Below are 11,501 nucleotides of genomic sequence, written 5' to 3'. Positions count from 1 at the left end.
GAAAAATGGAACAAACCATTAATAAAATTTAACCCTATGGCACCATGGCCATGCTCAGTACCGATATTTCTAGGTCATGCAGTTCCAATAGGGTCCGGGCACAGATTTCAATGGTAGCCCCAGTTGTGATCACATCATCCACCAAAAGCACTCGCTTAAAATTTATCAGGGCTTCTGGATTCACAATAAACGCTTCCTTGGAACTTTCCCAACGCAACTGGCGGTCCTTTTTGGTCTGGGTTTTGGTATTGATCACTTTCAACAGTACATCATCTCGATATTCGGCATTGATATGTTCGGCAATCTTTTGGGCAAATAAAGCGACTTGATTATACCCTCTCTTTTTTAGTTTTTTGGGATGAAGGGGAACGGGGATCACCGCATCTATTTTATCAAGACCAGGGTCATGCTTCAAATGTGCGCCGCACCAATCCCCTAAAAAGCCCCCGATTTGTTCCTGATTTTTGTATTTTAACCAATGCAATAGATTTTTGATCAACCCATTTTTTGAAAAAATAGTGAAGGAAGCAGCCTTTTTTATGGGAATTCTGCCATAAAATATACGGTCTACCGCATTTTCTTCGAGGTAGTTATGATCGGTGAGTGGCACATCATGTCGACAAACGGCACACAAGGTGCTTTCTCCCCTAAATAATTGGGCATTACATCCAAAACATACCCTTGGCAATAGTATGTTGTTAATCTCGTTTATTATCTTAGCCAACCTTTTTGGTATCAAATCTTATACGCGTTAAGAGTAGTCAGTTAACCCATGAACCCCCAAGATAACACCTTCAACTACAAGATTATCTTTGCTGCGCTTGTCGCGGTGATTGTGGGTATTCTCATTGCTTTCTACTACAGTTATGCCCAATCCAAGAACCAAATGGTTTTCTTGGAGCAGGAAAAATCACTTTTGGTCAAAGACCTGACCTTGATGAGAGCGGAAGTAGACCGACTTTCCGGACTCAACGAAGTCAATGAGATTGAACTGCAGACCTCGAGGTTTAAGGTTCAGCAATTGTTGGATTCCGTGGGAAGGTTGAACTTCAATATTACAAAATTGAAAGAGACCCGCAAAGAACTCCGTAAATTGGAACTTCGTTTTGATAGTCTCAAACTAAAGAACAACTTCCTCAGGTACAATAACAGTTTGCTGGCCAGTAAGTATGACGAGACCGTTAAGCAGATTGAGGAACTTCGTGGTAGGACTAAAAATATGGAACGAACGGAGTCATTGCTTCGGGAAACCACCCAGGAACTTGCCCGTGAGCTTCGTATTAAAAGTTATCTGAAACTCCAGGATGCAGAAGGAAGTGGATTCCGCTTAAAAGTTGGAAGGCCCATCAAGACCAATAAAGCCTCCACCATTGAAAAATTAAGAGGATGTGTTACGGTGCTGAGCGATCCCAACTCCAAAGGAGACATTAAAGTTTTGTACTTACAGTTCCTTGATCCCAATATGGCCGTAATCGAGGATAATGCCAATACTATCTCTGTTAGTGGGAACATCTACAGCAAAAAGGTGGAGATTGTTTATACTGGAAAGGAAATCAGCATTTGCGATGCCATAACCGTTCCCGAGGGATCTTTGGTCGAAGGAATTTATACCCTCAATGTTTTTGAGGACGAAAGATTGCTGGCCACCTCAGAATTTCAATTGAAATAGCACATTTCTTTTTGGGTAAAATTCTATTTTTGCCCAATGGCAAATCAGGAAGACATTTTTAAGAAGGTTATCTCCCACGCTAAGGAATACGGGTACGTGTTCCAATCCAGTGAGATATATGATGGACTAAGTGCAGTTTATGATTACGGTCAAAACGGTGCCGAGTTGAAGAAGAACATACGCGAATATTGGTGGAAGGCCATGGTGCAGCTCAATGAGAACATTGTGGGTATCGACGCCGCTATTTTTATGCATCCCACCACCTGGAAGGCTTCTGGCCACGTGGATGCCTTCAACGATCCACTGATTGATAATAAGGATTCCAAAAAAAGATACCGTGCCGATGTTTTGATCGAGGACCATGTGGCCAAGATCGAAGCCAAAATCGAAAAGGAAGTAGCCAAGGCCGAAAAACGTTTTGGTGATAGTTTTGATAAAGAGCAATTCTTGACCACCAATCCTAGGGTCATGGAATATCAGGCCCAAGCGGACGGTATCCTAAAACGCATGGCAAGATCCTTGGAAAAAGAGGATCTGGCCGATGTAAAAGCCTTGATTGAGGAGTTGGAAATCGTTTGTCCTATTTCCGGTTCCAAGAACTGGACGGATGTAAAACAGTTCAACCTGATGTTCGGTACCAAATTGGGAGCTTCTGCCGAAAATGCCATGGACCTGTACCTAAGACCTGAAACCGCTCAAGGTATCTTTGTCAACTTTTTGAACGTACAGAAATCCGGAAGGATGAAGATTCCTTTCGGGATTGCTCAAACCGGTAAAGCTTTCCGTAACGAGATCGTGGCCCGTCAGTTCATTTTCCGTATGCGGGAATTTGAACAGATGGAAATGCAATTCTTCATTAAACCCGGCACCCAAAAGGAGTGGTACGAGGCTTGGAAAGAAAAACGGATGAAATGGCACCTTTCCTTGGGAATGGGGGCGGACAATTATCGTTTCCACAATCATGAAAAGTTGGCGCACTACGCCGATGCCGCTGCCGATATCGAATTCAAGTTCCCGTTCGGGTTCAAGGAGTTGGAAGGAATCCACTCCCGTACCGATTTCGATTTGGGTAACCACGAAAAATATTCCGGAAAAAAATTACAGTACTTCGACCCAGAGTTGAACGAGAGTTACGTGCCCTACGTGCTGGAAACCTCTATTGGTTTGGATCGTATGTTCTTGGCCGTGTTCTCCAATTCGTTGCAGGAAGAAGAACTTGAGAATGGCACTACCCGTACCGTATTGAAAATCCCCGCAGTTTTGGCCCCGAACAAAGTGGCTGTTCTGCCGTTGCTCAAGCGTGATGACCTACCAGAAGTGGCCCAAAAACTGGTGGATGAACTCAAATGGGACTTCAACGTGGATTACGATGAGAAGGATGCCGTAGGTCGTCGTTACCGTCGTCAAGATGCCGCAGGAACACCATTCTGTGTTACGGTAGATCATCAAACGTTGGAAGACGAAACCGTGACCATTCGCCACAGGGATACCATGGAGCAAAGTCGTGTAAAACTTTCCGAGGTGAAGGATATCATCGCCAAGGAAGTGGATATGCGCTACTGGTTACAGAAGATTTAAGTTTTAAATTATATAAATGGTGTCAGGTCGAGCGCAGTCGAGACCTGTTTTCATACCTAGATAATTGATTTCTCGACTTCCCTCGAGATGCCATTTTTAGGAATCTAGGTTGCTAAAACAAGCCTGTAATTTCCCCGTCATCGTTAATGTCGATACCTTCGGAAGAGGGATGGGCCGGCAGACCGGGCATTCGCATGATGTCGCCAGTGATGGGAATAAGAAATCCAGCCCCAACGGCAATTTCAATTTCGCGTACCGTGATGATAAAATCTTTGGGTCTACCCAACAAGTTGGGATTGTCAGATAACGATTTTTGCGTTTTTGCAATGCAGACAGGTAAAGCTTCCAGCCCTAAATCTGAAATTTTTCTAAGATCGGCCTTTGCTTTTGCGGTATAATCCACGTATTCTGCTCCGTAGATTTCCGTGGCAATGGTGGCAATTTTTTCTTGTACACCCATTTCCCAATTGTAAAGGGGTTTAAACTTTGATTTTTGGGATTCCACTACATCGATAACGTGTTGAGCCAATTCCAAAGCTCCTGCGCCACCTTTGGCCCAAACTTCGGCCACTGCGATCCGAATGCCTTTGGAATCGGCAAGTTCTTTCACTACTTGGATCTCCTCATCAGTATCCGATACAAACCGGTTGATGGAAATGACGGGAACCATTCCGAATTTGGCAATATTCTCCAAATGTTTTTCCAGATTGGGCAACCCTTTTTTCAAGGCTTCTACATTGGGTTCGGTCAAGGATTTCAAATCGGCTCCCCCATGATATTTTAGGGCGCGAATGGTAGCTGTAAGTACAACGGCCTTCGGTTTCAATCCCGCACTCTGGCATTTAATGTCGAAAAACTTTTCGGCCCCTAGATCAAATCCAAAACCTGCTTCCGTTACGGTATAATCGGAATGCGTCATGCCCATTAAAGTGGCAATCACGGAATTGGTCCCTTGTGCAATGTTGGCGAAAGGACCCCCGTGGATGATAGCCGGATTCCCTTCAATGGTTTGCACCAAGTTGGGTTTAATAGCATCCTTCAATAAGGCGGCCATGGCGCCTTCGGCCTTAAGATCTTTGGCATAGATGGGTTTTTTGTCATAAGTATAGCCAACAAAAATGTTCCCTAAACGTTCCTTCAGATCGGTCAAGTTCTTGGCCAAACAAAGAATGGCCATAATCTCCGAGGCAGCTGTAATATCAAAACCGGTTTCGCGGGGCACCCCAGATGTAGTTCCACCCAGCCCCACGATGACATGACGAAGCGAACGGTCGTTCATATCCATCACCCGTTTCCAACCTATGGTCCTTGGATCCAAAAGCAAAGAATTGGTCTTGGACTGAATATTATTATCGATGATGGCGGCCAAAAGGTTGTGTGCTTTTTCAATGGCGGCAAAATCTCCTGTAAAATGCAGGTTGATATCCTCCATAGGCAACACCTGCGAATACCCACCACCGGTAGCACCACCTTTTATTCCGAATACGGGACCAAGCGATGGTTCCCGAAGCACTACAGTGGTTTTTTTGCCCAGTCGGTTCAACCCCTCCGATAGCCCAATGGACATGGTGGTCTTACCTTCCCCAGCCGGGGTTGGGGAAATGGCGGACACCAAGATGAGGTTGCTTTTTTCCGCTTTGGTTCTATCTATGGCTTTCAAGGGGAGTTTGGCCTTGAATTTCCCGTACATTTCTATTTCCTGTGGGTCTATTCCAAATTTTTCGGCAATGGAGGAGATATGTTTCAAAGAAACATCCTTGGCGATCTGCTGATCCGTCATAGTGAAGTTTTTATGTGCTGGGAGCAATAAAAATGCTCCAAAAATTATCTTACAAGATACTCAAATCGGGGGAGTAATCCCATGATAAATGTTCTTGGTTACCTTACTCTACCCTTCTGCCTTGGGTGGTAAAGGATAGGCCTTGTTGCCCTGAAGTGGAAATCATCACCCCTTCAAAATAAGGTTCGTGGGAGGTGGGTTTAGTGGCCCACTGAAATAAAAAGTTGGCACCCGTTCCCCCGGATCGGTCTTTTTCATCGATTACGATTTCAACCGTTTCCATGGGTTTAATGTAGATGGGGATATCAAAATACGTACGGATGGATGTGCCTTGGGTATTAAAATATTCGGCTTTATTGATGTAAATGGTATCCTTTAGATTGGTGTTCCGCATGCTGATCGTGCTGGTGAGATGATGCGTGCGATGTTCCGTTTCACTATAAATTTCCGAATACACCGAAAGGTAAGAAGTGCCCATCACCAACGAATCAACCTTTGAAAAATCCGCTTTGCGGTTGTTCCAATTGACAGGGTCTACAGAACTCACTTCTTTAGGAGCCTTTTCTTCACAAGCGGAAAGTAAAACTATCAGAATAAATGGAATGATGAGCCTCATATAAATTCGGTACGGTGCGGTAACTAAGATACGGATAACTCGGGAAACGCTACTTTAGGACAGCCACATTTTCAGTTCTTCAAAAAGCTCCTCGTTTGCCGAATAAATACCATTGAATTCTGAAATAAGATACAAGGGGTTTTCATGGGCAAACTTGAAACGGATGGGAGCCCAGGTGGTCCCGGAACCTCTTGTTTGAAACGTACTAAACGTTTCGTCGTAACCGTGGTACAATTGTTCAATTTCGGCTTTGGGGATGTTGAACTGCACTTCGGTATCATGAAAAATATCAAAACCCACAAAGGAAATGCCATTGACATCAAAAGTTACGGAGCCTTTAAAACGGAAAGGCGGCGGCGCATACATGATGTGGGATTGAATCCAATCCAACCAGGTTCGGTGTTTAAAATCATTTTTAAAGATCAAAAAACTGTTCTTTACAACCATGGTCCTCGTTTAAGGAATTACTCCCTTAAAATTAGGGCAATAAAGTGGCTTTTAAGCTGCTTTTTGTTCTTTTCGATATAATAAATAGGAATACACCACCGGTATTAGGGCAATGATGATGGTGATACCCATAAACACCTTAAAGTTCACCTCATTTGCCAGTACAAGGCTACAGATGATGATCAAAAGTCCACCAACAAACCATACCTTGCCCCCCAGTTTGTGGGTTTCTTTCCAAATGGATTCACTTTCCAAGGTCCATGGGGTGCGGATGCCAATAAAATAATTGGCCTTGATCGTCTTGAAGTAATTGCCCAAAACCACAAACAGAACACCGCAGATCAGGAAAATGATGTTCGGGTTGCCCATGCTGCCGTTTTTGGTGGAATAGATGATGAACAATGCCAAGCCCGACATGAATGCGGTGAGAATCAGTTTTAAGTTGTCGTATTTGCTCCCCATTTTTTGGATCTGCTTTTTTGGGTCGATGTAGGGCACGGCCAAAAAGATGACATAGATCAAGAGCGGTAACAGGATGGGAATCATGATCAGTTCCGATTTGTCGCCATAACGGTCCACTTCGCCTTTTAGGTTGTAATGCAACGGCACCTGCTCCGGAAGCTGGTTCCAAACGTAAGCCAAATACAGAAAAGGCAGCAATACAATGCCGATCAACGGAAGTTCTTTTTTTAGCTTCATGGTTTATTTTTTAAGGTTAGTATCCAATTGAGTAAATCTTCCAAAATGGTGGTGTTGAGGGAGTATTCCACAAACTGGCCCTTTTTTTCGCTGGTGACCAGATCTGCTTGTCGCAGAATGTCCAGATGGTGCGAAATACTGGGTTTTGAAATGTTGAACCGTTCAGCGATCTCCCCTGCGTTCATGTCCTTTTCCTTGAGCAGCTCTATAATTTGCCTGCGGGTTTCATCATTAAGGGCCTTGAACAGCGAATTCATTTTGATTAGTTATTTAGATAAATATCTAAATATTAATTGAAATTTCAAAATAAGTTGGGTAAAAGGTTTGGGTGAAGGGTTTGTGAGGTAAAAGGGTTAAGGATGAAAGGTGAAAAGGTCATGCTGTCCCGCTAACTATCGGGATTGTTTCAGCATCTCATCTTTTGGTTATGGGGATGTGACCCTGAACTAAATTCAGGGTGACGTAGTGATCGATTGTTATTTGTCGTCATGCTGAACTGGTTTCAGCATCCCATCTTTGGATATGGGTGTGTGACCCTGAACTGAATTCAGGGTGACGAAGCAACCAATCATTCTTAATCAAATCCTTCGCTGAAAAATTCTTCCAAGGTCATATCAAATGCTTGGGCAATTTTTAACAAGCTTGTGAATTGAATATCTGTACCAGTTTCATATCTACCATATTGTGCACGAGGAATATCCTTTTCAAAAGCAAAATTCTCATAACTAGAGTACCCTTTTTGGATTCGTAATGTTTTGATACGATTGGCCAGTTTCTTGATTTCTTTTGATTTATCCATTAGGTAAAGAAATCAATGAAGCCATCAATTAATTACCACTAATTAGTAGCTTTTTAAAATAGTTTTATATCTTTAGATATAAGTGAAAATGCTCCGAAAATGACCGAATCCCAAATCACCGAATTGAACGAATGGATTACCGATACCTTTGGTACGCCAGCAGTATTGGCCGAATATTTAGATTTGGCCGTGGAAATGTTGTTTTATGTGGAGCAGGGTGCTTTTGAACAACAAGAGTTGCAAGATGTGGTGACGGTGTTGAGGGGGGTAAAGCACCAATTTACATAATCCATTATTGGTTAAAAAGTAGAAGTATCTCCTCTTCATCCAGTATACGATTAAATATGTTTATATCATCAATTATACCGCTAAATCCGGAGGTGGTACTTGGAGTTAAGCTTTGCTTGCCAATTCTGAAGGGCGCACCTGAACCCAATAAATAAGTTTCTGGTCCTAAATTTAATTCACCGTCCAAATTTCCGTTTATATACATTTTTGCATTTCTTTCATTATAAGAGACCAAAATATGTGTCCATTCATTTATAGGAATTGGATTTGAAGATTCCAAATGGTTTTCAAATACATTCCATCTTACTCTTTGGTTTGATGGATTTAATCCTAGATAAAAACGTCCAACTGCAGAAGGTGGTGGCCCACCAAAATATTGATTAAGAATTGTGTCCCATTCATTTTGATTGCCATTGGGATTTATCCACACGGATACTGTAATTGTTGAACTATATTCTATTTCCAACTCATCAATACTATAAAATGCAATGAAACCGTCATTTTCATTGAACTCCATTGCTTTATTGGCATCACCATTTCTATTTGTTGTTGGATTCACAGTACCTATAATCTCGCTTGGGTAGTTGTTACTACTCGTATCTTGGGCATTGCCATCTAGTAAAACTTGAATGATTAGACCATTGGTCAAATCATGGTTTACAGTTATAATGCCTTCTTTAACAATTTCATCAGAAGTTTCTATGTTGCTCGCAACCAGTTTTACGGAATATGTTCCAGCATTATTATAGGTTACCACTGGATTTTGTTGATTGGAAGTAGAGGGGATCCCCCCATTAAAAGTCCATGTCCAACTCGTTGGATTTCCAGAGGAGGAATCACTAAAAGAGACGGATTCATTAACCAATATTTCAGAAGAATTAATGGTGAAATTTGCCTTTATCGGTATAATTTCTTTTTCCCCCTCTCCATTGTCACTTGAACAACCTATTATTAAAAAAAGACTTAAAAATTTAAGATACCAATGTTTCTTTCTTTCCATACACCAAAAATAATCCTTTTACAAGAATAACCTGGTCGTAATCGATGATGTTACAATTTCCACGTTTATTAATAAACAAGTTCATTGTTTTGAGGGATAAAAGGGCTTTGGATAATTTTCACTTCATCCCATACAACGCCTTTCCTGCTTCCTCGTATTTGTCACCTGCATTCCAGAACAATTTGTCAGGAGTATTGGCAATCAATCGCCCGGAGAGCACATACCCTTGGTAAAACTTCAACAGATAGCCGTAGTCCAAAGAGTCGGCCTCATCACTGGCTTGGTGGTAGTACTTAAAAATTTCGTCGTTAAAACTGCTGAACCCGGTGGAATAGGTTGGGGCTGGAATTCCTTTTTTGGCAAAACTCACATTGTCGCTTCGGTCAAAAAGTCCCTGCTCGGGTGCAGGATCGCCAATGGCCTTTAGGCCAAAAGTGGAAGCACCTTTTTCAATCAAGGATTGGGCAGAAGTGCGTTCCAGTCCAATAATGGTGGCCAAAGAGGTATCGTTATAACCACCGCCATCGGTATTGAAGCAATAGGATACTTGGTCCAAGGGAATCATGGGATGTTCCGCATAGTATTCGCTGCCCAACAAGCCTTTTTCCTCCCCAGTGAACAAAATAAACAAAGCTGACCGCTTGGTAGGGTACTTGCCTAAGTTCTCTGCCATGGAAAGTACGGCGGTAACGCCAATGGCATTATCCCGTGCCCCATTGTAGATGGAATCCCCTTCGGCATTGGGTTGGCCAATACCCACATGATCATAATGGGCGGAGTAGATCACATATTCATTTTTGAGTTGTGGGTCGGACCCTTCAATGATAGCTACAACATTTTGCGTGTGCAAGGTGGTCTTGGTCTGTCCGTCCGATTTTAGGTTATAGGATAGCTTTTTGCCGCTTTCAAATCCTGGAGCGGAAGTCTTGGTGTTGACCCATACATGGGGTATTTCAACACTTTCAGAAGTATCATTGGGATCTTTTACTTCGGTACGGCTCCCCATATAATGTTGTATGCGGGTCCAGAGGTCTTCCTCAAACTGAACCAATTCCACAAGACCCTTGGCACCCATGGTTTTGGCCATTTCAATCTTTTTCCTACTGCTTCGGAACATTTGACCAGGATCTTGTCCGGCAGCACTTCCGCCAAGAACCACTACAATTTTGTCCTTCACCTCTTTTCCCTTAAAATCCGCTTCGGTGCCATAACCCAAAAACATAGCCTCGCCAGATTGCTCGATAGCGGGCATGGTAAAAGAAGCAAGCAAAGGATAGGCAACACCATTTAGGTCAAGCTCCAATTGATTGGGAGTTCCGGTCTGTACCAAATCAAATTTTTGATAGTAGGAATCGGTCCCGGGAACCGGTACGGCCCCATTTCTTCGCAATTCGTTGGACAAGTAACTGGCAGCAATCTTATTGCCCCGTGTTCCTGCTTCGCGACCTTCCAAAAGGTCGTCCGCCAAAAAGTAAATGTGACTTTTAATGGTGTTAACGTTGACCGTGGAAGCTGCTTTTTCTTCATCGGTTTGGGCCGAAAGGATTCCGACCAGCAAAAATGCTAAACAAAAGGGGAGGGAGTTTTTCATCAGTATTTGAGTTAGTTTGGTGTGCATTTGGTTTTAAATATAGCCAAAAACCTTATTGGCCCGAAGGGATAGTACCTTGTTCATTCAGGATGCCCGCCATTTTTAAGTGGGTGATTACGGGTTGTTTGGCCATTCGCACCAAGGTCACATGGTCAAAAGCCATCGAGTCCTGCGGATTTTGACTTCCTCCAGTGGTGCCAAGCATGGTGTAACTGTGTCCTTTTCGGATTCGGTTGGAGAACGAATGAAAATGTCCGTTGATCACAGTGTAATCCCGATTTGCCAACACATCTTCCAAAGGGCCGAGCCCCTTTTCGTCTTCCCGCATCCATAGGGGTTTGTGCATGAGTACGAATGTCCATTTTACATTGGGATATTTTTTCAACACTTCGGTAAAATAACCCAACTGGGCACTGCTCATCCCACCAATGCTGCGTTCGGGCATGCTGTAGTATTCTGATTCCTCATATTTCCCCTCAATTTCCCCAGCGATGATCTTGAGTGCTTTGGCACGAGCTTCATAGATTTCCATCATCCGTTTTTCCTCATAATCCTCCGAATCCATCATCAGAAAAAGGACATCATCATACACAAAATGATAATAACGGGGACCAAAACGATTTTCCCAGAACTCCCGCATTTTTGGGTTGGTGAGGTCGTGGTTTCCTCCCAAATGAAAAAAGGGCATATTGAGTTTGGCTGTGCGGTAGTCAAAGGAGTCCCACTCCTTGGTCAATATGGAATCTACTTCGGTACCGCCATCAATAAGATCCCCCACACTGAGCACAAAGGTGGGGTCCAGTTGGTTCAGTTGTTGAACGGCCGTGGCATATACCCCTTCGCGTTCCCCACCATTCAAATCCGAGATGATGGCAAAGGTGAAATCTTCCTCCGTTGGCTCAAACGTTTCACTCGTCCATGGTTTTGGCCCTTCGGAAATATCGTGATTAAAAATCGGGGCAACCGGCTCGGGTTGTTGCTTACAACCTATCAAACACAAAAGGGCAACAAGAAGTGCGGAATGGCTTTTCATG

Annotated in this window: 13 protein-coding genes; 3 read left to right on the top strand and 10 right to left on the bottom strand. The window is 43.2% G+C overall.

What is annotated here, in order from left to right; all coding sequences use genetic code 11:
• Positions 1-34: 34 nt before the first annotated feature.
• Positions 35-724 (bottom strand): ComF family protein, encoded by a 690-nt coding sequence (locus LKX84_RS07000; protein WP_228236421.1) that lies wholly within the window; start codon positions 722-724, stop codon positions 35-37.
• Between the two features lie 48 nt (positions 725-772).
• On the opposite strand from LKX84_RS07000, the gene LKX84_RS06995 reads away from it, so the two are divergent.
• Together LKX84_RS06995 and LKX84_RS06990 are read left to right on the top strand one after the other, a co-directional pair.
• Positions 773-1,669 carry a hypothetical protein gene (locus LKX84_RS06995; RefSeq protein WP_228236420.1) on the top strand — a complete coding sequence of 299 codons (897 nt, stop codon included), beginning with the start codon at positions 773-775 and terminating at the stop codon, positions 1,667-1,669.
• Between the two features lie 36 nt (positions 1,670-1,705).
• Positions 1,706-3,247: a glycine--tRNA ligase gene (locus LKX84_RS06990; protein WP_228236419.1), complete on the top strand. Its 1,542-nt coding sequence runs from the start codon at positions 1,706-1,708 to the stop codon at positions 3,245-3,247.
• A gap of 112 nt (positions 3,248-3,359) precedes the next feature.
• Here LKX84_RS06990 and LKX84_RS06985 read toward each other — a convergent pair whose 3' ends face one another.
• The 6 genes from LKX84_RS06985 to LKX84_RS06960 form a co-directional block, all read right to left on the bottom strand.
• A complete protein-coding gene (locus LKX84_RS06985) occupies positions 3,360-5,027 on the bottom strand; it encodes a formate--tetrahydrofolate ligase (RefSeq protein ID WP_228236418.1) in 1,668 nt (555 codons plus the stop codon).
• A gap of 103 nt (positions 5,028-5,130) precedes the next feature.
• Entirely contained in the window at positions 5,131-5,643 is a 513-nt protein-coding gene (locus tag LKX84_RS06980; protein WP_228236417.1) for a DUF3124 domain-containing protein, read from the bottom strand.
• A gap of 54 nt (positions 5,644-5,697) precedes the next feature.
• On the bottom strand, positions 5,698-6,090 hold the full coding sequence (locus tag LKX84_RS06975; RefSeq protein ID WP_228236416.1) for a hypothetical protein: 393 nt from the start codon (positions 6,088-6,090) through the stop codon (positions 5,698-5,700).
• A gap of 51 nt (positions 6,091-6,141) precedes the next feature.
• On the bottom strand, positions 6,142-6,789 hold the full coding sequence (locus tag LKX84_RS06970) for an SdpI family protein (protein WP_228236415.1): 648 nt from the start codon (positions 6,787-6,789) through the stop codon (positions 6,142-6,144).
• Positions 6,786-7,046, bottom strand: coding sequence for an autorepressor SdpR family transcription factor (locus tag LKX84_RS06965; protein ID WP_228236414.1), 261 nt, complete (start codon positions 7,044-7,046; stop codon positions 6,786-6,788). The genes LKX84_RS06970 and LKX84_RS06965 overlap by 4 nt, the downstream gene beginning before the upstream one ends.
• 317 nt (positions 7,047-7,363) lie before the next feature.
• Positions 7,364-7,588 carry a helix-turn-helix domain-containing protein gene (locus LKX84_RS06960; protein WP_228236413.1) on the bottom strand — a complete coding sequence of 75 codons (225 nt, stop codon included), beginning with the start codon at positions 7,586-7,588 and terminating at the stop codon, positions 7,364-7,366.
• 99 nt (positions 7,589-7,687) lie between these two features.
• Between LKX84_RS06960 and LKX84_RS06955 the strand changes: the two genes are divergently transcribed.
• Entirely contained in the window at positions 7,688-7,876 is a 189-nt protein-coding gene (locus LKX84_RS06955; protein ID WP_228236412.1) for a hypothetical protein, read from the top strand.
• Between the two features lie 4 nt (positions 7,877-7,880).
• Here the strand turns inward: LKX84_RS06955 and LKX84_RS06950 are convergent, their stop codons facing one another.
• The 3 genes from LKX84_RS06950 to LKX84_RS06940 all read right to left on the bottom strand — a co-directional run bounded on the left by LKX84_RS06950 (position 7,881) and on the right by LKX84_RS06940 (position 11,500).
• Positions 7,881-8,876 (bottom strand): LamG-like jellyroll fold domain-containing protein, encoded by a 996-nt coding sequence (locus LKX84_RS06950; RefSeq protein ID WP_228236411.1) that lies wholly within the window; start codon positions 8,874-8,876, stop codon positions 7,881-7,883.
• Positions 8,877-8,994: 118 nt separating this feature from the next.
• On the bottom strand, positions 8,995-10,467 hold the full coding sequence (locus LKX84_RS06945) for a M28 family peptidase (protein WP_228236410.1): 1,473 nt from the start codon (positions 10,465-10,467) through the stop codon (positions 8,995-8,997).
• A gap of 52 nt (positions 10,468-10,519) precedes the next feature.
• On the bottom strand, positions 10,520-11,500 hold the full coding sequence (locus LKX84_RS06940) for a metallophosphoesterase family protein (protein WP_228236409.1): 981 nt from the start codon (positions 11,498-11,500) through the stop codon (positions 10,520-10,522).
• Between the last annotated feature and the right edge of the window lies 1 nt (position 11,501).

The organism is Allomuricauda sp. M10, assembly GCF_020782875.1.
Classification (GTDB): Bacteria; Bacteroidota; Bacteroidia; order Flavobacteriales; family Flavobacteriaceae; genus Flagellimonas.
The sequence above is the reverse complement of the archived record's forward strand: the minus strand, read 5'-3'. Positions and strand labels throughout refer to the sequence as shown.